Raw genomic sequence first — 20489 nt, forward strand, 5'->3', positions numbered from 1 at the left:
CGGCAAGACAGCCTAGCTTGGCTTATGCTTGAGGGTTGAATTGTCGTAGAAATGACAGCCTCATTCCTAAGCGAGTATTAAGGTACTTTAAAAAAGGAGACAAGCATGCAACTAACTGAAGAACAACTGGCTTTTGCGCAAGCCGCGCGTGAATTTGCACAAAATGAATTGGCACCACAGGCGGCCCAATGGGATGCCGAAGAAATTTTTCCCAAAGAGGTCTTTCGTCAAGCGGGCGATTTAGGCTTTTGTGGTTTATACGCGAATCCGGCGATAGGCGGATTGGGCTTGGGCCGTTTAGATGCCGCGTTAGTATTTGAGGAAATGGCAGCTGCTGACCCCTCCACAACGGCTTTTTTGACGATCCACAACATGGTGACCTGGATGTTAGGCGAGTGGGGTACGCCTACCGCTCAAGAACGTTGGGGCGAGGCCTTAAGTCAAGGACAGTTACTGGGTTCGTATTGCCTTACCGAGCCTGGCTCAGGCTCAGATGCCGCATCACTACGCACGCGTGCTCAGCGTCAAGGCGACAAGTACGTCTTAAACGGCAGTAAGGCGTTTATCTCAGGTGCTGGCGACACGGACGTGCTGATTGTTATGGCCAGAACAGGGGATGACTCAGCGCGCGGTATTTCCGCATTCGCAATCCCTGCCGATTTGCCCGGCATTGTGTACGGGCGCAAAGAGCAAAAAATGGGCTGGAATAGTCAGTCTACGCGTCCGATCAATTTTGATAATGTTGAGCTAGAGCCGTGGATGTTGTTGGGCGAAGAAGGACAAGGTTTTCGCTTTGCGATGAAAGGTTTGGATGGTGGTCGCATTAACATTGCTACGTGTTCAGTGGGGGCGGCGCAAGGCGCTTACGACGCAGCACGTTTACATATGTCTGATCGCAATCAATTCGGTCAGAAACTAGACCAGTTTCAGGCACTGCAATTCAAACTGGCGGATATGCTCACCCATATTGTTGCCTCGCGGCAAATGGTACGCTTGGCCGCGCATAAGTTAGATCACGGAGATCCTCAGGCCAGCACTTATTGCGCTATGGCTAAACGTTTGGCGACCGATCTTGGTTTCCAAGTGTGCCTAGATGCGCAACAGTTATTTGGTGGCTATGGCTATTTGAAGGATTACCCGGTTGAGCGCTTGGTGCGCGATACCCGAGTGCATCAAATTTTAGAGGGCACTAATGAGATTATGCGCGTTATCATAGCTCGTCAAATTATCGATCAGGGAGCTGACATCCGATGAGTGAATCTGTTGTATTTGAAGTGCGTCCCACCGCGGGCGGACTCAACCTTGGGGTAGCGCGCTTGAATCGCCCCGATAGCCTAAATAGTCTTAATTTAGAGATGTGCTCGGCGCTGTACCAGCAGTTGCTGCAGTGGCAAGATGATGACAGCATTGCCATGGTGCTGTTGGAAGCGAGCGGCGAGCGGGCATTTTGTGCCGGGGGCGACTTGCACGGTCTGTATGCAGGGATGCAAGCGAACACGAGTGGTCAAGCTTGGGATAACCACTATGCGCGTGAGTTTTTCGATGTTGAGTATCGGCTGGATTACTTGTTGCATCGCTATGCTAAGCCTGTGCTGGGCTGGGGTAGCGGCATCGTTATGGGCGGAGGGGTAGGTCTTTTCATGGCTTGTAGCCACCGTGTATGTAGCGATACGACTCGTTGGGCCATGCCAGAAATATCCATTGGTTTGTTCCCTGATGTGGGGGGAACCTGGATGCTTTCGCATTTGCCCGCTGGAATGGGGTATTTTCTGGCCCTGACTGGTGCCCAGTTAGGCGCCAGCGATTGTTTGCATTTAGGCTTGGCGAATTACTACGTTGAACAGCAACAGTATGCGCAACTACAAGCCGCTTTGCTGCAGCAGAATTGGACGGCATGCGCGCAAGATAACGCGGCTTTACTGGATGCGCTCTTGGCCCAGTTTACTCCGCAGTCTTTGCCAACCGGCCCGTTGCAACAACACTATCAAGCTATTAGCGCGGCCTTTGCAGGCTTGAATTTCGACCGCATGTGCGCACAAATTACAGCTTGGGCACAATCCGATGATGCTTGGCTAGCACGTGCGGCCAAGACTTTTCAGGCGGGTGCTCCCGGCTCCGCACGTTTAAGCTACAGCCTTTTACGCCAAGCGCGGTATTTATCCTTGGCCGAGGTATTCAGGCTTGAATACATTGTTTCTTTGCAATGTGGTGTTCAAGGTGATTTCCAAGAGGGTATTCGGGCTTTGTTGATTGATAAAGATAAGCAGCCCAAGTGGCAACCCGCCACGTTGAGCGACGCCACCGACGAATGGGTGAAACGTTTTTTTGTGGCCGCATGGCCCGCCGATACAGAGCATCCTTTAGCAGACATAGATGCCTAAACGGCACAATACAAAGGGCTTGGAACTGACTCCAAGCCTTTAAACCGGAGACAAGATGAAAACAATCGCATTCATTGGTTTAGGGCATATGGGTAAACCCATGGCGTTAAACTTGCAAAAAGCAGGGCATGCCTTACGAGTCTATGACCTGCAACAAGCAGCCATGGACGAGTTAGCAGCAGGTGGAGCAGTAGCGTGTGAAAGCGTTTTAGAAGCGATTCAAGGCGCCTCAGTCGTGATTACTATGTTGCCCGCAGGCAAGCACGTGAATAAGGTCTATACGGGGCCTAATGGCATTATCACGCAGGTTGATCAAAGCGCGTTACTGATTGATTGCAGCACCATTGATGCGGCGACATCGCGCCAATTAAGTGCACAAGCTCAGGCACGTGGCTTGGTTATGGTGGATGCGCCTGTGTCAGGGGGCACCGGTGGGGCCAAAGCAGGTACCTTAACATTTATTGTCGGAGGTTCTGCCGAAGGACTAGAGCAAGCACGTCCTTACCTAGAAAAAATGGGTAAAGCGATATTCCATGCTGGTGACGCGGGTGCAGGGCAGGTTGCTAAAGCGTGTAATAACATGCTGTTGGGAATTTTAATGGCTGGTACGGCCGAGGCCTTGGCTTTAGGCGTGTCGCAGGGGCTAGACCCAAGCGTTTTGTCAGGAATTATTGCGCAAAGCTCGGGACGCAATTGGGCCACTGAGTTATACAATCCGTGGCCTGGTGTGATGGAGCACGCGCCAGCCTCCAACAATTATGCGGGAGGCTTTGGGGTGGACCTAATGCTGAAAGACTTAGGCTTGGCAACAGAAAGTGCAGTCTCTGTAAAAGCAGCCACCCCACTAGGTGAGCTAGCACGCAACTTATACGCACTGCATAGTGGAAAAGGGCATGGCGGCGAAGACTTCTCCAGTATTTTGAAGCTTTACCAGCAAGCCCAGTAAGCGATTATTCTTTTGTTAATCGATAGGGTAGCGCCTGTATATACAGGCGCGGCCCCTGAGCATCACGAGCATAAAACTCAGCGCTCTCCAGATCGACTAACTGCACCTCTAGCAATACGTGTAATAGCCCTTCATGAATGGCTGCATTGATGATGCGGCCACAAGGGGCGTCAGGATCAGCCGCCTGCACAATATCTTGACCCGCCCACGCTGAGGCCAAACCTAGATCGTACTGAGCCTTTGTACAGGCGTAGGCCATGCGACGCTTAATGGTGCCACGATAATGGCTACGCGCCACAACTTCCTGACCTGGGTAGCAACCTTTCTGGAAGTTGATCCCATCAATCAAATCAAGGTTTAAAGTTTGCGGAATGTAGCCTTCGTAGGCGGACTGATCGACCCAAGGTAGACCGGCTTGCATGTCGGCAATTTGCCACGGGGCACTGTCTTCTTGGGCACCATCGATTTGCGTCGGGCTAATCAGCCACCAACGCTTTTCTTGGGCGACTTGTGGGGCGCTTATCCATGTCAGGTGTTGGCTGGGCATACGGCTCAACGTGTAGGGGGGCGTGTCCTGCGGTGGCGTCAAGCCATTTAGCGAGGAGGGGCCAGTGTAGCCATACACATGAACGGGTAGGCGCTCAATGCTAACTTTACTACGCAGCACAAACATACGTAGACGATTCATTAAGGCGTCTGCGATATCCGCTTTGACCAAAGCTTGAATGCCAGTGTCATCAGGAGTACGCCAGAACACCAAGGTAGCCTGCACTCGCCCTTTGGCATTGCAGTAGGCGCCCAGCTTAGCCTGATGAGGAGCTAAATGCTGTACGTCTTGGGTAAGTTGAGCATGTAAAAAACTAATCGCGTCAGCTCCTTGGAACTCAAGGACGGCTAAATCAGACAGCGTAAAAAGGGCAGCGGAAGAAGACATAAGCAAGCACAGTTAACAGCAAGTTGAAGTGGTATATCTCTTTATAATAGCGCCCTTGGTGCATATTGGTAGTAGTAGGCTTGCATGCTGTGGGAATTAGTTAAGGTCAGACGTGTCTTATGGATAAAAACGCCATTACAATGCAAAGCGCATGAAAAAAATCTATAGAAATATTCTTTGGCTGCTTCTAGCCGTGGTAGTGGTCGGTGCGGCCTTGACGGCTGGCGCTTGGTATTGGGTGACTCAACGAGCCGTGCCCATGCAAGCCGAGCGTATTGACTACGTGGTTGAAAGTGGATCCGGGCCACGTGCCATCGCGCGCGTGATGCGTGATGCAGGGATTGAGCTCGATGAGCGTCAATTTGCCTGGCTCGCGCGCTTAAGCGAGCAAGACACCTTATTGCAAGCAGGTGCCTACGAGGCGACGCAAGGCGACACCCTTTGGGATTTGTTGATACGTATGTCCAGCGGCAATATGTTGCAAACTCGGTTAACTGTGCCCGAAGGCTGGACCTATCAACGCATTCGTGATGTCTTGCACACGGATCCAGCAGTACGCAATACCCTCACACCAGTGACCGAAGCCGCACTTTTAGCCTCCGTGGGTGTAGAGACAGGGCATCCCGAAGGGTGGTTTGCCCCAGATACCTATGTATTTGTACCGGGTACTACAGATGTAAACCTGTTACGACGAGCGTTTGAAGCACAGTCGCAATTGCTCCAACAACTATGGGAGGATCGTGACCCTGATCTACCCTTAAAAACACCCTATGAAGCGTTAATCTTAGCGTCTATCGTAGAGCGGGAAACAGGCCATAGCCAAGACCGCGCTCGTGTGGCTGGCGTGTTTATTAATCGCTTACGTGCCAATATGCTGTTGCAAACAGACCCCACCGTTATTTACGGCATGGGAGAGAACTACACAGGGCGTATTCGCAAGGTGGATTTGAACACCGATACTCCGTGGAATACTTATACGCGTCCGGGTTTGCCACCTACACCCATAGCAAGTCCTGGTAAAGCCGCTTTATTAGCCACCTTGCATCCAGAAAAGCACGAGTATTATTATTTTGTTTCCAGAGGCGATGGTACGAGCGAGTTTTCCAAAGACTTGCGCGCTCATAACAATGCGGTCAACAAGTACATACGGGGCCGTTAAGCTTTAGGGTGAAGCAGGCGATAAGCCTGCCACTGTTGCTCTACGCGTGCTTGTAGCTCAGCCAATGTGCCGTTGTTGTTAATCACCGCATCATCGGCGTGTATAGCAACTCCCCACTCCGATGAATGCGGGTTGACGACTTGGCGTTGCTCACGTTGAATATGCCAAACTTGCCCACCGGACTTACGGATAAAATCGGCTTCATTTTCGTAGCGAATATCGCGAATCACTACACAGTCTGCTTGCCTAGCATCGGGATACACATAGGTGTTGGGCCACACGGGGCGTTGAGCACGTCGCCATGCGTAGTCGGGAAAACGTGCTAGGCACAGCTGTTCCAAACGTGTGTAGGCCTGCGCATAGCTGATTTGCCAAAATTGGCTTTCCGCTTGCTCGGGTAACATGCCGTAAATGGCCAACATGGCCATGTTCAGTGCGGGAAGCTGTGGTGATGCGCAGGGCGCAGGGGTGTTGAGTAGTTGCTCTGCTCTCCGTATCCAGTGGTCCGGGCGTTCTTGACGCATCCATTCTGTGCCCACTAACTGAAAAAACTGCCGTGGAGAAGTGTTCCACAAGGGAATAAGCTGCTCTTTATAGTGATCAGTCCAAGTTTCTTCGTCGTTTAGCCCAAACAAAGCTTGGCAGGCCATTTTGACCGGATCAGCCAAAGCATACGAGCTAATGTCAGCGTGTTGGAGTAAGTAGTTGGCAACGGTATCTTTGCCTGAGCGTGCTCGGGCTGCCAAGCCGATAAGATGAAACACAGCATCGTCCTCAAAAAACAAGGGGATAGTTTACCGTGCTTATACCTTGCAGTTGTAGCAGACGACGCTAGTATTACAATGGTGGATTGGTGGTTCATTACAGGATGACATCGGTGTCGGATTTTCCCACATTTTTACCTTGGCACCTTAATAGTGCTCAGCAGTGGTTGGGGCAGCAAGAACGTTTCGCCCATGCTTGGTTGCTTCACGGCTTGCCTGGTATAGGTAAGCGCGAGTTTGCTAAGGCCGCCGCCGCTTGCTTGCTGTGCGAGCAAGCAGAACAACATATGGCGTGTGGGCAATGCACCTCGTGTCAATGGATACGCAGTGGAACCCACCCTGATTTACGGTTTTTACGCCCAGACGCCATCACCGTTGCGGAAGACCCACAGACAGAAAGTCTCAGCGAGTCGGTGAAAAAAGCGCCCTCCAAAGAAATACGAATTGAGCAGTTGCGCCAGTTGCATACGTGGTTTAACACCGCGACTCATCGCGGGGGGTGGCGCGTCGCCGTACTTTACCCGGCCGAGTCAATGGGGCACGTCGCGGCGAATGCCTTATTGAAAGTGCTGGAAGAGCCTCCGGCACATACGGTGTTTTTAATGGTGGCGGATGCGCCCGATCGTTTATTACCGACCTTGGTGTCACGTTGCCGTCGTCTACCTTTGGCTGTGCCTGCCCCCGCGGTGGCCAAGCAATGGTTGATGCAACAAGGTGTAGCTCAGGCAGACGACTGGTTGGCAGCCTGTGGTGGGGCGCCCGTAATAGCATTAGAAAACAGTCGAGCGCATACTCAGGCCTATCCTCAGTGGTTATTGAGCTGGTTAGAGCAACGCTTAGGGGAGGGCGGTGCGGATGATTTGTATGCGAGTCTGGAAAATGTCAGCCCCGTAGACTGGATACCTGCGTTTCAACGCTTGTTCACCGATCTGCAATTGCAAGCTTTCGGGCAAGGGCCACGTTACTATCCCAGTTTAGCCGAGCGCAGTGGGCGCGTAGCGCGTCAAAGTCGTCCTCAAGCTTTGGCTGAAGCCTTGCGTTGGTTGAATGAGCAATACCATATTGCGCGTCACCCACTAAATAATAAAGTGTTTGTGCACCATAGCTTAGATCGCTTAGCTCTAGCCTGTAGTGCTAACGTCCCATCTTATTAAGTCAATATTTATGTATGTAGACTCTCATTGCCATTTAGATTTTCCACAATTGGCCGAAAATCTGGATGAAATCCTGCTTCAGATGAAGCAAAATCGTGTGGGCTGTGCCTTAGTGGTCAGCGTCGACTTAGACGATTGGCCAGGCCTGATGAAGTTGGTGCAGCCTCATCCGCAGTTATATGCTTCGGTGGGTGTGCATCCTGATTATGAGAAAATTACCGAACCTAGCGTCGAAGATTTGTTGTCACGTACTCAAGATGAAAAGGTCATTGCGATAGGCGAAACAGGCTTAGATTATTTTCGTAAACCTGAGCCCTTGGATTGGCAGCGAGAACGTTTTCGGGTTCATATTCGGGCCAGTAAAGCGAGTAATCTGCCCTTGATTATCCATACAAGAAACGCAAGTGCAGACACCATCCGTATTATGCAGGAAGAGCGCGCCGAGCAAGGCGTGATGCATTGCTTTACGGAAAGCTGGGAGGTCGCTCAGGCTGCACTGGATTTGAACTTTTATATTTCTTTTTCTGGCATAGTCACTTTTAAGAGCGCCCAGGATTTACAAGAAGTAGCTAAAAAAGTACCTTTGGATAGGCTCTTAATTGAAACTGACTCCCCCTTTTTGGCGCCGGTGCCTTATCGAGGCAAACTCAATCAGCCGTCTTATGTTGTGCATGTGGCTGAGAAAATTGCAGAACTGCGAGGCATGACGGCTCAACAAGTCGCTGATGTAAGTACTCGGAATTTTTTCAATCTTTTCAATAAGATAAAGAATAAATCGGATCTAATGCTTTAACTTTCTTTTTTATTAAATTTATTTAAAATCAATAGCTTATGTCAAATATATAAAGCCATTTCTAGATGGGTTTATAGTTGATGACTAACATCAGATAAGTGCGCTAAGTAATGGTTATAAAACGACTTTTTTCTTTTTCTGTTTTTTTTGTTGCTCTATGTGCTAGCGCTTTTTTTAGCCATGCTTGGGCCGATGATAGTGCTTGGCGTGTAGCCATTGAGCAAGACAGGTCTCAGGAGGTGATGCGTGAACTAGCGCAAGGCATGGATCCTAATAGCCGTGATTCAGAACTTAATCCAGCGTTAATGGTGGCTATTAGAAACCAGTCGTGGGGGGCTTACGATGTGTTATTGGCGAATCGAAACACCGACATAGAACTGGCCAATGGTCGTCAAGAAACCCCTATGATGTATCTGGCTTTGCTGGGTGAAACGAAGCGTTTACAAGCCTTGCAGCAACGTGGTGGGCAGGTGAATCGCTTAGGTTGGACGCCATTACATTATGCGGCCTCTAAAGGCCATCTGGATACCGTGCGTTATTTATTAACTCAAAAGGCGATAGTGAATGCTCCGGCACCGAATGGCACCAGTCCACTCATGATGGCGGCTTTTTCGGGTAAACGTGATGTGGTCGATGCTTTATTAGCGGCGGGGGCCGATAGCCGCATGCAAAATGCCGAGCATCTAAAAGCCAGCGATTGGGCACGCTCGGCTGGGCATGAGCAGTTGGCCAGCTATCTCGAAGAGGTGGAGCAAGGCCGTCAAACTCCTAGCTCTTCTGTCAACTCATCAGCCAATAAACCCGCGCCTGCTCAGTCGCAAAATAAGCGCTCAGCCGTGAAGCCTGACGCTAGCCAAGGTAGTGCCCGTTATTTTGATTTAGACCGCTTTGATGAGCCGAGTACCCCCTAATTTGGAGGCTGCCGTTTGACTTTTACTCAAACGGCAGCGTTCCTAGGGCCTCAGGAGGGTAAGTAAGCGGGACGTAAAACGGTTCGTAATTGACTGTACGGTATAAGCAAGCTGGGTTGGCCCGCGGAATACGGTGCAATATCATACGAGTTGTATTTAATTACCAAGCCTTGGTCGCTCAAGCCCACATTGTCAGTGGCTTGAAATGGCCACATGCGTAAGTAATTAGCGGGATCGTCAATGGCGTCTTGGTTCGACTTTAACCATTGCTGATGGGCTTGACGCAGCAAGGCCTCGAAGTTGGCCTGTTGATTGGGGGCCAGCATGTCTGCTAGGGTAATACGGCGGTTTGCTTGGTTGTCCCAGTTTAGATACTGTACGTGGGTCATTCCATGTGCCGCACTAGTGGGATAATAGTAGGAACTGAGCTCGACCACGGTAATGGCTGCGTTACGGTAAGGGGTACGCGCGGCCAGAATGAGTTCATCACGGCTACCGGCTTTTTGCCAATAGGCTTGCTCTAACTGTTCCAAGCTTTGTATACCATGTAGATCCAAGTCGGCGCTGGCTTGTTTAATAAGCAGTGCTTGCACAGTGTTTGTTAAAGCCTGTTTGCCTGGAAATACTAAGGCGTCCATACCTAAACGAGGGCAGGTTCCATGGCATCCGGGTTTACTACGTAAATATTTTTGCGCCTGAGTAAAGGCCCCATCCCGACTGCTGATTTGATCAGTTTGGGCAGGAATCAGTGAGCTTTCAGGGCTAGGGGTAGTGCTACAAGCGCTTAGCCCTAACGACAGGATGGCCCAAGCTGCCACCATAGGTAGGCCGCGACGCTGTTCAGTTAAGAGTGTACGCATGTAACGTCCTTATTTGACGGTGCTGGCGTCTTGGCCAAAAAGTATTTTTTTGGCCTCTTCACTATGTGTACCAGCTTGAGTATTGTAACGCTCTGCTAAGGCATATGCGCGTGTGGTAGCCGTACGGGCGCGTATGCGTTCGAACCATCGCTGTAAATGAGGAAATTGGGCTAAGTCTTGCTGTTGACGCTCATGCGGAACGATCCAGGGGTAGCAAGCCATGTCGGCAATAGAGTAATCGCCAGCGATGTAGTCACGATCTTGTAACTGTTTGTTTAATACACTATACAATCGACCCGTTTCGCGTACGTAGCGGTCTATCGCGTAGTCGATTTTTTGTGGCGCATAGACTGAAAAGTGGTGGTTTTGGCCAGCCATGGGCCCTAAGCCACCCATTTGCCAGTACAACCACTGCAAGGTCTCTGTTCGTTGACGAAGATCATGCGCCAAAAACTGACCTGTTTTTTCGGCTAAGTACTGCAAGATGGCGCCTGATTCAAAAATGGAAATCGGCGCTCCGCCATCAGTTGGGGCATGGTCGACCAAAGCCGGGATACGGTTATTGGGTGCTATAGCCAGAAACTCTGGCGAAAACTGTTCGCCGTTGCCTATATTGATAGGATGTATTGAATAGGGTAGGCCGGTCTCCTCAAGAAATAGGGTGATCTTATGTCCGTTGGGGGTGGTCCAGTAATACAGGTCTAACATATAGGGCCTCGTTGCTAGAAGAGTAAGCCTGGCTAATGCTCAGCACTTGAGGCATTTGTTCCAGGCGACTATATTTGTGTTGTTGTCGTTATTTGATTGCGAGAAATTTGTTCATGTCCAAAATTTACCATAACCCGCGCTGTAGGACCTCTCGTAAGGCCTTGGCTTTGCTGGTAGAGCATGCATACACGCCGGAGATTATCGAGTACTTGAAAACACCGTTAACGGTAGAACAATTGCAGGTCTTGATTCAGGCCGCTGGGTTAAGCGTACGCGAGGCTATGCGAAGTAAAGAAAACGTTTACGCCGAGCTAGGTCTAGACGACCCTGGTTTACAGGATGCGCAGCTATTACAAGCTATCGCAGAGCATCCCATTTTATTGAATCGGCCTTTTGTCGTGACAGATAAAGGTACCCGTTTAGCTCGGCCACTAGAAGCCTTAAACGACATACTCTAGTACACGCAAGCTAAACAGGCATGTGAATACTTATTGCGCGATGGCCTCTAGAGCGATCGAGATGTCCGTGGCATCACTCACCGCTGGGGCGTTTTTGCCAGCGTTAAATTCGCTCCGATGAATGCGAATGAGGCCGTCAGCCCCAATAGCCTGCTTGCCTAACATGGGGTGAGGCTGGGCTTTAAAGTGGGTTATTTCTAAGGTTACAGGCTTGCTGATACCTTTAATCGTGAGCTCCCCTTCGGCGGATACGGGGGTATCGCCCTCGAATTTAATTTTATTTGACACAAAGCTTGCTTTGGGGAAAGCGGTGGTGTCTAAGTGGTCTTTACCGTTTAAATGTCCATCAAAGGTGGCTAAACCTGAACTTAACGACGCACTGTCAACACTGACATCAATGGCACCAGTCTTGGCTTCAAGATCCAAAGTAATTGTGCCTTCAATATGATCAAAACGAATTGATTGGGTGCTAAAGCCTAGGTGTTGATAGCGTGCTTGCACGTAGGTATGCGTAGGCTCAATTTTGTAGGTGATCGGTGCGGCGCTTACAGACGCGGTAAATAAGGCGGCAATACTTAGGGCTAATAACGGTTTAAACATTAAATTTCCTTTCTGAATAATAGGTTTAGTTGGCCGGGGCAACGGCGATAGAAAAGTCTATGGTGACCTCGTTAGCGACCACATCAAAGTTAGCCCAAGGGCCTTCTCCAATATGGAAATCACCACGTTTTATCGGAAGCTGGCCGACTAACGTAGCGTGTTCCCCGTCTGTATTAAGAACGGCGTCAAAATTAACAGCTTGTTGCTGACCTTTAATTTCCAGCTGTCCTTGCACCTGATAGCGACTTGGCCCGTTAGAAGTGATGGTTTCTGCGCGGAAAATGGCTTGCGGATAGGCAGCACTATTAAACCATTCACTTTTCTCTAGCTCTGCATCGGCTTCAGCCAGCCCAGTGTCTACACTACTAAGCGCCAGTTGGAGCTCAACCTTGCTTTGCTCGGGGGCATCCGTATCGAAATAGAAATCACCGTTGAACGACGTAAACGCACCGTCCATATCAACCCCCATTTGTTGGTAGTTGAAGCGTATGCGGCTTTGTTCGGGCAAAATTTGTTGGTAAACAGTGGCATGTGCGGCTAAGGGTGCTAAGACTAAGGCGGCGACGCTAAGGCGCAGTTTCATGTTTTTTTCTCCGGGGTAAAGCGTAAGGTAATACGGCTGAAAATACGGTCACGATCAATAAACTGATGCTTCAGGGCAGCCATCACATGCGCAATCACCATAGTTATCAAGGCGTAGTTAAGCCAGATATGCACAGTGACTAAGGTATTACCGAGCTCTTTGTTTTTGCTGATCAAGTCAGGTAAGGGATACAGACCAAACATAACGGTAGGAATCCCTTTGGCCGAACTCATTAACCAGCCAGTGATAGGAATAGCCAGCATTAGGCCGTATAAAAATAGATGCCCTATTTTTGCTGCCCATATGCTGATAACACTCATACTGTGAGGTAACGAAGGCAAGCGATGCGTGTAGCGCCATAGCAGGCGCACCACCACCAGTGTTAACACAGATATCCCCGTCCATTTGTGCCATGAATACAATTGGAACTTGACGGGCGACATAGGCAAAGACTTCATGTAATAGCCCAGTATCACCATGCCCAGTAGTAATATCGCCATCAGCCAATGTAAAAAACGGCTAAATAAGGGATAACGCGTGGGTGGGGGAGTGCTCATATTGATAATGCCTTTCATTTAACATTGGTTCTACTTTAACCTGAATGTCAGTTTGGATACAGATGCTGCAGTGCAAGAGACTATTGCGTAGATGTGCATAATCAGGAAAGGTTCACTTGAAGGCCCATTAAATAGTCAAAGGGTACAAGTAGGGCTTAATTCTTGTTTATGGTGATGCTGATTTTTGGTTACCATGAGGTCATCCCCATGCCTAGAAAAATTGCATTGTAAAGGAATGCTTTATGCGTTATATGCATAGAAAAGTGACAGTACTGATAGCCTTGCTTGCCTTAGCGGCATGCGGTAGCGCGAAAGACGCTAACCAGGATAATTTTTCGCAAGCCATACAGGATTATCTCGCCAGTCAAACCGGATTTTGTGCGGGCATTCCTGCCAATCACTATCCCTTTACTTTAGCCACCGAAGAGGTTTTTGTAGAAAGTAATAAGCGTCGCGCGGATGCCTTTGTGAGCGCAGGTTTATTGAACAGCAGTGATATCCAAATAAAATCTAGGTTTAGCCAAGCCCAAACACCGGCTTTAGAATATAGCCTTAGCAGCTTAGGGCAAAAACACTTAGTGAAGGCAGGGGCTGGTGGGCTAGGCAACCACGATGCGTTTTGTACGGGAGATTACATCGTGCAAGACATTGAGTCGTTTACCGAACCGGCGGATGCCATGGGGCTGAAAATTTCTCGTGTTGCCTATACCTACAAGTTAAAAGACGCGCATAAATGGCTGCACAACGAAGCAGTGCAGCGCGAGTTTCCTGAATCCGTTGAACAGATCGATACCTTAATAGAGGGTCGGGCTGTGCTGGTATTAACCAATAAAGGCTGGGTACATGAGCGTTTATTGAAGCCATAAACACCGTTATGAGCGACCCATTACGTGTTGGCATGCCAGTTTTTGTTTAGATAATGCAGATCGTCGGTAAGCCAATGTACCCATAAAACCATTTTACGTTACTCTAAAAATGCAATTAACGGAAAAGATAATCCAAACATGAAAAGATCAGTTCAGCAAGCAACAGAGGGCAGGGAGCAGCAAGAATTGCCCTTACTGGGGCAAAACGCCCGTTCCATAGATGCCATGGCGCTATTTGACACGTGGTTAAATCGCCAGCAACCTCGTTTTTTGCTGAGTACACAGAATGTTTATCGTACGTTATGGCGACGGTTTATCGAGGATATGAAGATCCGGCAAAAAGACCTGCATCAAATTGACTCTACCGATATACAAGGTTTTTTAGCGACCTTAGAGGGAGTGAAACGACCTCAACGAGAGCGTTATCAGCAAGTAATAGCTCGCGCCTATACAGAAATGTTGCGCCATGATCCCCTACACCCTAATCCCGCCGTCTCTACCGCTATCAATGATCCTTACCATGAGAATTGGCGGCAAGCGCCTGACAACGACGCGACGCAATTTTTAACTGAGCCTCAAACGCAAGCGCTAAAACTTCGCTTAAATGTTCAGTTGCTGGCCCTGCAGCGATCAAGCGACTATACCCAAGCGGGTTTATGGCGCAATACCAGAGACTTGGCTATTGTTGGGCTTTTATTGGGCTGCGGCTTACGCCCACAAGAACTCACTCAGTTACAACGATATCAGTGGCATAGCGCAGCAGATAAGGGGGAGCATGCTTCTTTCATTCACATTACCGGCGAGGCTCAACGACACATACCTGTGCCCAAATGGTTGGAGCCTCTATTACAGTTATGGGACCGGCGCGCTACGCTCGATGCGCATGAGCTTATGTTTCCTAGTAGCCGTCAACTCAGTGCCGCGCGTCCTGCGGTCAGCATGAATCCAGCTACGTTGGCTCGTATCGTCACTAAGTGGGGTAATAAATATGCGGACATGATGCTTACCCCGCAACGATTAAGAAATGTATATGGGGCGCAACTATTTGCACAGGATAGCAGTCTAGCCGAGGTAGAGGCCCTTATGGGCTACGCCCCTGGTGCAGCCAGTGCATGGCGGTTACAAGCCGCATGGTTGCAATGGTGCCAGCGTGAAAATGACCCAGCACCCGCAAAGATTAAATAGAACGCAACTTATTATTGCTACACCACGCTTTATCGGGGAATTAAGAAGCGTTGCCGCGTCTTTTCATGCTGTAAAACAGTAAACTCTATCCCAAACGCCATTCCTAATAAATCAGGATCTAGCATTTGTGCTGCGGGGCCTTGGGCAAACAAAGTGCTGTCGTGCATTAGCCATAGATGAGTCGCGTAGCGCTGGGCAAAGTGTAAGTCATGAATAACAGCAACGACTGTTAAGCCTTGAAGACTCATTTTTTCTAGCACAGTGCTAATCAAGTTTTGTTGTGCAAGATCTAGGGCGGAAGTAGGCTCATCCAGCAGTAACAAGGCGCCACAGGGGCGGTCCACGATTTGAATTAATGCCCGCGCAAATTGCACTCGCTGTTGTTGACCACCCGATAAACGTAAATAATCATCATGGCGCAATGTTCTCAGCTCTAGCAACGTTAGAACCTGCTCTAAGCAGTTCATTCTGTGCAAACTCGTATCCTCTTGATGCGGCAGACGCCCGAGTAAAATAAACTCTTCCACCGTGAAGGAAAAAGGTAGATGTGTGCTTTGTGGCATGTAAGCCAGCTGTTTGGCTAACTCTCGAATATTGGAGTGGCGTATATTGGCTTTATTAAGGTGTATCTGACCGGTATACGCGTGCTCTGCTACCAGACAGCGTAATAGGGAGGACTTGCCGCTGCCGTTTGGCCCCACTAGGGCAATACGTTGACCCATTTTTATCTCAGCATGAATGTCTCTTAGTATGAGCGTGCCTTGGAGTGTCAGATGGAGATCACTGACATCGAGCACGGATTGTTCAAGATCTGTACATGCCTTAGGTGCTAAAAACGGTGCTGCTTGCCGTGTCACATGCTCACTACTTGTTTTTTTCGCACCGCTGCTCACTGACCATGGACGTCTGAGTAAATAGAGGAAAAAAGGAGCGCCTAGCAAAGCAGTTAAGACTCCGATAGGAAGCTCGCTAGGCGGAATCAATACGCGTGCTAACAAGTCGGCACTGCATAGCAAACACGCGCCAATTAACATGGACAGGGGAACCACACGCTGATGTTTAGGGCCGGATACTAAACGAGCCAGATGTGGGGCTACTAAGCCAATAAAGCCTATCATTCCCGTAAAAGCTACCGCTACACCGGCACAAGCCGCCGTGCTCATTACTATATGTCGTTTGAGTTGCTCTACAGGCACCCCTAATTGTTTGGCGTTGTTGTCACCCAGCAATAGCGCATCTAAAGCGTGCCGTTGATGATAAGCAAAGAAAAATACAATGGTACTAATGACGGCCATCAACCCAGCAGAAGTCCAGGTGGCACTGCCTAAGCTCCCTAGACTCCAGAAAGTAAGATTGCGCAGTTGATCGTCAGTAGCGACATAACTTAACAATCCTACGCACGCCCCCGCAATGGCATTCATAGCTATACCGCATAAGAGCAAAGTTTGTGCTTGAATTTGTCCATTTTTCATTGACAGCATAAAGATCAAGGCCGCGCTGATGGCAGCACCGAAAAATGCTGCTAAAGGCGTCAGCCATACACTGAGCAAAGCACTTTGGGTGATCCAGAATCCCCCCAAAACGATCGCACCAACGGCGCCTAAAGCGCCTCCGGCGGACAATCCGATTAGGCCGGGATCAGCCAGAGGGTTCTTAAATAATGCTTGCATTAATGTGCCTGCTCCCGCCAAACCCGCGCCAACAGCGATACCTAGCACCACTCTAGGCAAGCGCACCTGTTGTAGAATGATCGCGGCCGTTTGTTGGTTTGGCTCGCTACTATCCCAGAATAGCAATCTCCAAATTTGTTGAGGCTCTATGGCCACAGCACCTTGGCTAAGTGATAAGACGCCGATGAACAGTAACGCCATGATGGCCATAACACCGTAAGCACGTGCAGATAAAGCTATCCACCTCATGGCGTGTGCTCCTGAAGCACTTGCTTAATCTGTGTGCGTAAAAGACGAACTCCAGTAGGTGTGGAAAGCCCGACTCCTTGCAAGTAACGGCCCGGTAAACTGAACAACGCGTGCTTTGTATAGGCAGTAGTATGCTGGACGCCGGGTGCTTTAAGCACAGCAGCCAAGCCATGCTGATCTGTATGAAGCCCTTCTTGATTGGTGAGAATAAAGTCAGGCGAAGCAGCGACTAATGCCTCTTGGCTCATGATTTTATAGCCTTGCATAACATCAGCGATGTTTTCCACTCCTGCGAACCCTAATAACGCAGCAGCGTGAGTATCCCGTCCGCCGGCTACCGTTGGGCGCCCGCCGCCCGCTAAAATGAATACTCCTTTAACGTTTAATGGTTCTGCTTGCACCTCTTGTTTTAGTTCAGCCATTTGCTGGGAGAAGCGTGCCGCTAATTCCGTCGCTTCAGCAGTGCGCCCCAAAAGCTCTCCTACTAAGTGAATGCGTTTTACCGCACCACTTAGCGTAGACTCGTCATTAAGATCAATAATGTTGATGCCTAAACGTACTAGTTGTGCACGAGTTTGGGGTTGAAGACGTTCTGAGGTTTGCACAATATGTGTAGGCTTTAAGGCAAAGAGGGTCTCGCTAGACCCTTGTTTAAAGCCCGGTAATTTAACGCTATGAGTAAGCTCTGGCAGAAAGTCAGCACTGCTACTGGTAGCAATAATTTGATCTTGCGCGCCTAAGGCAATAATAATTTCCGCTGTGGTGCTATCCAATACGATCAATCGCAAGGATGCCAAGGCGCTGGCGGGTGCAATAAAGCAAGCCACACAGCATAACAGCGCATAATAAAATTTAAGTTTTTGCATTCAGCACCTCAGCGATCTGGTCGTGCCACTGATCGGCACCAGCACCACCCACCTGTATACGTAACCGACCGCCTAGACCATCCCACGCAGTGAGACTTGTCGTACTAGAGGCTTCCAGTGTGACTTTGGCAATGTATCGTGTCGCAAAGTGAGCGCGAAACTGGGGCTCTGAGATGTGGCACCAGTGCTCATCGGTCTTGCAATGACGTATTTCGCCGTGAAAATCGCCTTGTCCGGCCGCGCCCGCCAGGTGTAGAGAGCAGGCTGACAAGCCTGTAAGGCCGGCGATCCCCAGCGCAAGTGCACGTTGTGCTGGGCCGTTGTAGTAGGGCTTGGGTTTGCAGGGACGCTGGGTGATCAGTTTATTCAGTTGCTCTGTAGGCAAGACGATTTGTTGCTTTTGCCAATAAGGCCAAGCGAGTTCCTGTCCTTTTTTTGAGCGTAAAAATAGCTTCGCTAAAACCTTGCCCTCGTTATCGAAGAAATTAATGCTAACCGAATGGCCGCGGTGCGTGGTTTCTCTTGCTGCAAAGACGTAACTGCAACGATCCGTGTGATAGCTGACGGTTTGAGATTCATCAAATAGTCGAATGTAGTCTGTTTCTATCATGCTTTGTGCATGCATCACATGAATGCTAACGCCAAGTATATTTCTCTGTACGGCGAATAAACGGCGCCAATCATGTATGGGTTGCAGAAGCATCTGCATGGAGGGATGGGGGATCAAACAGTTCTCTGGCTGCGCTTGATGCATAGCATAATAAAGAGCCGCCTCAGGCACACCCAATAACTGTGCTGCCTGAGTGTGATGCAAATGTGGCTGCTGTTGCAGCAAAGTTTGGAACGCCGCCCAGAGCTCAAGTGGATCGCTCAACGTTGAGCATAATTTAAAATTCATAACGTACTCCCGCGTAGGCAAAGCGTGCTGGTGGGTCCATAGTGACGCCACGGGCCCCAAAGTTGATGGGCTGACGTTGGTTAAATAGATTGTCGATGCCCATATAAAGTTGCCACTGTCGTGTCAACTGATAACGTAGTTTCAGGTCCGTGCTACCGTAGCGGCTATTGAAGGGGGTGGCATTGCGTAAGCTGGGGTCCGCAGCATAGAAGTCAAAATAATGCCTATGATGAAGATTGGCTGTCCAGGGGCCATATTGATATTGCACACTAAGGCGGGCAATTTGCCTTGCTAAGCCGCTTAAGCGTTCTTTCGTTTCTGCATCCCGTGCATCGAGATAGTCCCAGCCTGCTTGAATGTTCCAATGCTCGCCTAACCGCCACTCGGTGCGTAGCTCGCCTCCACGCAAGACGGCCTTGTCTATATTGGTGTAAACATGGCGGCTGCGGACGCTAGGCGCGTCGCCTGATAGAGGAGGGCCAGCTACGGTGGCGACCAGATCATTGACACGGTTATCGAACACGCTCAATCCAACCTCACCCCACGCATGCTCATACTGAAACGACAACTCCCAAGCACGGTTTTTCTCTGCCTTGAGGTTCGGATTGCCCACAATCAGGCTAGGTCCGCGGGTAAAGGTAGAGTATTGCTCTAGCACGGTCGGTGCTCGGTACGCCTGACCGTAACCCAGCCGTACCAGATAAGAGCCTTGTTGAAATTGCAGGGCGGTGCGGGGTGTCACTTGCTGACCAAAATCGGTAAACTGGTCATAACGCAAACCAGTGAGTAAGGTCCAGTTTCGGTGCCAATGCCACTCGTCTTGAGCGTAAAGATAAAAGTTATCGCGTGTCGCCTGACGTGTAATGGTGGTGATATCAATCTTGTCGTTAATCCACCCGGCGCCGTACGCTAATTGATGTTGGTCAATATCGCTTATACCCCGTAGCTGGGCTTGCCATTGGTGATACAAGGTATCCTCAATCAACGGAAAACTGCGTGTGGTAGAGCCTTTGCTATGTCCATAAGCGATATCCGCTCGTAACTCAGTCGTTTGTAGTCGTTTTTCCCACGCCAGATTCGTAAACCAGCGCGTTTCTTTTTCATAAGCCTTGAAAGACTGTGGTGAACTTCTTGGGTTTGCGGCCGCAGTACGACTAGGGTAACGGTCGTGCTGATCCATGTACTCAAGGGTCCATAGCAAAGCTTGGGTATCATCCACATGCACCCCACCGTCATACGTAAAAAACTGCTGTTTAAGGTCACCAAGATCAGCGGGTACAGCATCTTTTTCGTACGAAAAACGGCGTCGATTTTTACTTTCCAAGCTTAGTTGATGACGTACACGCTCCGAGCCAAAATGTAGCCCAGCTCGACCAATAAACGTGCCTCGCTGGCCATCGGCGGGCAGCGCTCCATATAAGGCCTCGACATGTCCGCCTTGGTCTTGATAGTCGAGTGCTGAGCGGGTCCAAATGTTGATGGCGCCGCCGGTTGCGTCAGCGCCGTAAAGGGCTGACATCGGGCCTCTTACAATGTCTACTTGGCGAATATTGTTGAGTTCTAACAAACCAGGGTTAATGCCAGCGTACTTGCCTGGGCGCCTTAAGCCATTAATCAGCAAAGCCCCTGGCCGCACACTAAACCCGCGTATCACCACACTATTATTAGACCCTTGGGCACGGGCATCAACTCCGCTTGCTTGAGTCAGAATTTGTGGCAAGCCTGTACCACTAAAAGACTGTATTTGCTCTTGCGTCAACACTTGAGTCGACGCGATAACGTCTTGAACCTTAGCTGACGAACCTCTGGCATTCACGACAATGGTAGGTAAGGTATCACTGCTTGCCTGCGCACCGTTCGGCGCAACGCATAGAGTACCCATGGCGAGATACAGGTGTACCCGCCACGTAAAGAAATTAACTGTTTTCATTCGCTCGTAAGTTCACT

21 protein-coding genes are annotated in these 20489 nt (G+C 49.7%); 10 read left to right on the forward strand and 11 right to left on the reverse strand.

The annotated features are described in order from the left end of the window. The first annotated feature begins 105 nt into the window (after positions 1-105). The 3 genes from OSH01_RS10640 to mmsB are packed head-to-tail and all read left to right on the forward strand — an operon-like array spanning position 106 to position 3327. Positions 106-1254 carry an acyl-CoA dehydrogenase family protein gene (locus OSH01_RS10640; protein WP_266124079.1) on the forward strand — a complete coding sequence of 383 codons (1149 nt, stop codon included), beginning with the start codon at positions 106-108 and terminating at the stop codon, positions 1252-1254. Next, a complete protein-coding gene (locus OSH01_RS10645) occupies positions 1251-2381 on the forward strand; it encodes an enoyl-CoA hydratase/isomerase family protein (protein WP_266124080.1) in 1131 nt (376 codons plus the stop codon). The genes OSH01_RS10640 and OSH01_RS10645 overlap by 4 nt, the downstream gene beginning before the upstream one ends. Positions 2382-2436: 55 nt before the next feature. After that, positions 2437-3327, forward strand: coding sequence for a 3-hydroxyisobutyrate dehydrogenase (mmsB, locus tag OSH01_RS10650; RefSeq protein WP_266124081.1), 891 nt, complete (start codon positions 2437-2439; stop codon positions 3325-3327). 4 nt (positions 3328-3331) lie between these two features. Here mmsB and ygfZ read toward each other — a convergent pair whose 3' ends face one another. After that, positions 3332-4261, reverse strand: a complete 930-nt coding sequence (gene ygfZ, locus OSH01_RS10655) for a CAF17-like 4Fe-4S cluster assembly/insertion protein YgfZ (protein ID WP_266124082.1) — start codon at positions 4259-4261, stop codon at positions 3332-3334. 151 nt (positions 4262-4412) lie between these two features. Here ygfZ and mltG point away from each other — a divergent pair, with 151 nt between their 5' ends. Then, positions 4413-5420: an endolytic transglycosylase MltG gene (gene mltG, locus OSH01_RS10660; protein ID WP_266124083.1), complete on the forward strand. Its 1008-nt coding sequence runs from the start codon at positions 4413-4415 to the stop codon at positions 5418-5420. On the opposite strand, the gene OSH01_RS10665 is transcribed toward mltG, so the two are convergent. Continuing rightward, the gene (locus OSH01_RS10665) at positions 5417-6184 is read right to left on the reverse strand and encodes a deoxynucleotide monophosphate kinase family protein (RefSeq protein WP_266124084.1); all 768 of its coding nucleotides are present in this window, start codon (positions 6182-6184) and stop codon (positions 5417-5419) included. The two genes, mltG and OSH01_RS10665, sit on opposite strands and share 4 nt — an antisense overlap. A gap of 113 nt (positions 6185-6297) precedes the next feature. Between OSH01_RS10665 and holB the strand changes: the two genes are divergently transcribed. From holB to OSH01_RS10680, 3 genes are all read left to right on the forward strand, one after another. Further along, positions 6298-7338 carry a DNA polymerase III subunit delta' gene (holB, locus tag OSH01_RS10670; protein ID WP_266124085.1) on the forward strand — a complete coding sequence of 347 codons (1041 nt, stop codon included), beginning with the start codon at positions 6298-6300 and terminating at the stop codon, positions 7336-7338. A 10-nt stretch (positions 7339-7348) separates the two neighbouring features. Beyond that, positions 7349-8131: a TatD family hydrolase gene (locus tag OSH01_RS10675; protein WP_266124086.1), complete on the forward strand. Its 783-nt coding sequence runs from the start codon at positions 7349-7351 to the stop codon at positions 8129-8131. Between the two features lie 110 nt (positions 8132-8241). Continuing rightward, entirely contained in the window at positions 8242-9042 is an 801-nt protein-coding gene (locus OSH01_RS10680) for an ankyrin repeat domain-containing protein (RefSeq protein WP_266124087.1), read from the forward strand. 50 nt (positions 9043-9092) lie between these two features. Here OSH01_RS10680 and OSH01_RS10685 read toward each other — a convergent pair whose 3' ends face one another. Further along, a complete protein-coding gene (locus OSH01_RS10685) occupies positions 9093-9902 on the reverse strand; it encodes an RsiV family protein (RefSeq protein WP_266124088.1) in 810 nt (269 codons plus the stop codon). A gap of 9 nt (positions 9903-9911) precedes the next feature. Continuing rightward, positions 9912-10610 carry a glutathione S-transferase N-terminal domain-containing protein gene (locus OSH01_RS10690; RefSeq protein WP_266124089.1) on the reverse strand — a complete coding sequence of 233 codons (699 nt, stop codon included), beginning with the start codon at positions 10608-10610 and terminating at the stop codon, positions 9912-9914. A gap of 113 nt (positions 10611-10723) precedes the next feature. Between OSH01_RS10690 and arsC the strand changes: the two genes are divergently transcribed. Further along, on the forward strand, positions 10724-11068 hold the full coding sequence (gene arsC / locus OSH01_RS10695; protein WP_266124090.1) for an arsenate reductase (glutaredoxin): 345 nt from the start codon (positions 10724-10726) through the stop codon (positions 11066-11068). A 30-nt stretch (positions 11069-11098) separates the two neighbouring features. Here arsC and OSH01_RS10700 read toward each other — a convergent pair whose 3' ends face one another. From OSH01_RS10700 to OSH01_RS10710, 3 genes are read right to left on the reverse strand one after another with little or no spacing between them, the layout of a single operon-like run. Further along, positions 11099-11668, reverse strand: a complete 570-nt coding sequence (locus tag OSH01_RS10700) for a YceI family protein (RefSeq protein ID WP_266124091.1) — start codon at positions 11666-11668, stop codon at positions 11099-11101. Between the two features lie 25 nt (positions 11669-11693). Then, positions 11694-12251 carry a YceI family protein gene (locus OSH01_RS10705; protein WP_266124092.1) on the reverse strand — a complete coding sequence of 186 codons (558 nt, stop codon included), beginning with the start codon at positions 12249-12251 and terminating at the stop codon, positions 11694-11696. Further along, complete coding sequence (locus OSH01_RS10710; protein ID WP_266124093.1) at positions 12248-12808, reverse strand: cytochrome b; 561 nt, start codon at positions 12806-12808, stop codon at positions 12248-12250. The genes OSH01_RS10705 and OSH01_RS10710 overlap by 4 nt, the downstream gene beginning before the upstream one ends. Before the next feature lie 242 nt (positions 12809-13050). Between OSH01_RS10710 and OSH01_RS10715 the strand changes: the two genes are divergently transcribed. Both OSH01_RS10715 and OSH01_RS10720 read left to right on the forward strand, forming a co-directional pair. Further along, the gene (locus tag OSH01_RS10715; RefSeq protein WP_266124094.1) at positions 13051-13674 is read left to right on the forward strand and encodes a hypothetical protein; all 624 of its coding nucleotides are present in this window, start codon (positions 13051-13053) and stop codon (positions 13672-13674) included. Between the two features lie 138 nt (positions 13675-13812). Beyond that, a complete protein-coding gene (locus tag OSH01_RS10720) occupies positions 13813-14859 on the forward strand; it encodes a tyrosine-type recombinase/integrase (RefSeq protein WP_266124095.1) in 1047 nt (348 codons plus the stop codon). A 29-nt stretch (positions 14860-14888) separates the two neighbouring features. Here the strand turns inward: OSH01_RS10720 and OSH01_RS10725 are convergent, their stop codons facing one another. From OSH01_RS10725 to OSH01_RS10740, 4 genes are read right to left on the reverse strand one after another with little or no spacing between them, the layout of a single operon-like run. Next, positions 14889-16778, reverse strand: a complete 1890-nt coding sequence (locus tag OSH01_RS10725) for an iron chelate uptake ABC transporter family permease subunit (protein WP_266124096.1) — start codon at positions 16776-16778, stop codon at positions 14889-14891. After that, entirely contained in the window at positions 16775-17644 is an 870-nt protein-coding gene (locus OSH01_RS10730; RefSeq protein ID WP_266124097.1) for a heme/hemin ABC transporter substrate-binding protein, read from the reverse strand. Before OSH01_RS10730 ends, OSH01_RS10725 begins: the two co-directional genes overlap by 4 nt. Next, positions 17631-18542: a ChuX/HutX family heme-like substrate-binding protein gene (locus OSH01_RS10735; protein ID WP_266124098.1), complete on the reverse strand. Its 912-nt coding sequence runs from the start codon at positions 18540-18542 to the stop codon at positions 17631-17633. The genes OSH01_RS10730 and OSH01_RS10735 overlap by 14 nt, the downstream gene beginning before the upstream one ends. After that, positions 18532-20472 (reverse strand): TonB-dependent receptor plug domain-containing protein, encoded by a 1941-nt coding sequence (locus tag OSH01_RS10740; RefSeq protein WP_266124099.1) that lies wholly within the window; start codon positions 20470-20472, stop codon positions 18532-18534. The genes OSH01_RS10735 and OSH01_RS10740 overlap by 11 nt, the downstream gene beginning before the upstream one ends. Between the last annotated feature and the right edge of the window lie 17 nt (positions 20473-20489).

This window comes from Alcaligenes endophyticus (assembly GCF_026344035.1).
Classification (GTDB): Bacteria; Pseudomonadota; Gammaproteobacteria; order Burkholderiales; family Burkholderiaceae_B; genus Alcaligenes; species Alcaligenes endophyticus.

Excerpts from the sequence above, each read along its gene's own strand:
- OSH01_RS10640 (WP_266124079.1), top strand. The coding sequence starts at position 106 with ATGCAACTAACTGAAGAACAACTGGCTTTTGCGCAAGCCGCGCGTGAA.
- OSH01_RS10645 (WP_266124080.1), top strand. The coding sequence starts at position 1,251 with ATGAGTGAATCTGTTGTATTTGAAGTGCGTCCCACCGCGGGCGGACTC.
- mmsB (WP_266124081.1), top strand. The coding sequence starts at position 2,437 with ATGAAAACAATCGCATTCATTGGTTTAGGGCATATGGGTAAACCCATG.
- ygfZ (WP_266124082.1), bottom strand. The coding sequence starts at position 4,261 with ATGTCTTCTTCCGCTGCCCTTTTTACGCTGTCTGATTTAGCCGTCCTT.
- mltG (WP_266124083.1), top strand. The coding sequence starts at position 4,413 with ATGAAAAAAATCTATAGAAATATTCTTTGGCTGCTTCTAGCCGTGGTA.
- OSH01_RS10675 (WP_266124086.1), top strand. The coding sequence starts at position 7,349 with ATGTATGTAGACTCTCATTGCCATTTAGATTTTCCACAATTGGCCGAA.
- OSH01_RS10680 (WP_266124087.1), top strand. The coding sequence starts at position 8,242 with ATGGTTATAAAACGACTTTTTTCTTTTTCTGTTTTTTTTGTTGCTCTA.
- OSH01_RS10685 (WP_266124088.1), bottom strand. The coding sequence starts at position 9,902 with ATGCGTACACTCTTAACTGAACAGCGTCGCGGCCTACCTATGGTGGCA.
- OSH01_RS10690 (WP_266124089.1), bottom strand. The coding sequence starts at position 10,610 with ATGTTAGACCTGTATTACTGGACCACCCCCAACGGACATAAGATCACC.
- arsC (WP_266124090.1), top strand. The coding sequence starts at position 10,724 with ATGTCCAAAATTTACCATAACCCGCGCTGTAGGACCTCTCGTAAGGCC.
- OSH01_RS10700 (WP_266124091.1), bottom strand. The coding sequence starts at position 11,668 with ATGTTTAAACCGTTATTAGCCCTAAGTATTGCCGCCTTATTTACCGCG.
- OSH01_RS10705 (WP_266124092.1), bottom strand. The coding sequence starts at position 12,251 with ATGAAACTGCGCCTTAGCGTCGCCGCCTTAGTCTTAGCACCCTTAGCC.
- OSH01_RS10710 (WP_266124093.1), bottom strand. The coding sequence starts at position 12,808 with ATGAGCACTCCCCCACCCACGCGTTATCCCTTATTTAGCCGTTTTTTA.
- OSH01_RS10715 (WP_266124094.1), top strand. The coding sequence starts at position 13,051 with ATGCGTTATATGCATAGAAAAGTGACAGTACTGATAGCCTTGCTTGCC.
- OSH01_RS10720 (WP_266124095.1), top strand. The coding sequence starts at position 13,813 with ATGAAAAGATCAGTTCAGCAAGCAACAGAGGGCAGGGAGCAGCAAGAA.
- OSH01_RS10725 (WP_266124096.1), bottom strand. The coding sequence starts at position 16,778 with ATGAGGTGGATAGCTTTATCTGCACGTGCTTACGGTGTTATGGCCATC.
- OSH01_RS10730 (WP_266124097.1), bottom strand. The coding sequence starts at position 17,644 with ATGCAAAAACTTAAATTTTATTATGCGCTGTTATGCTGTGTGGCTTGC.
- OSH01_RS10735 (WP_266124098.1), bottom strand. The coding sequence starts at position 18,542 with ATGAATTTTAAATTATGCTCAACGTTGAGCGATCCACTTGAGCTCTGG.
- OSH01_RS10740 (WP_266124099.1), bottom strand. The coding sequence starts at position 20,472 with ATGAAAACAGTTAATTTCTTTACGTGGCGGGTACACCTGTATCTCGCC.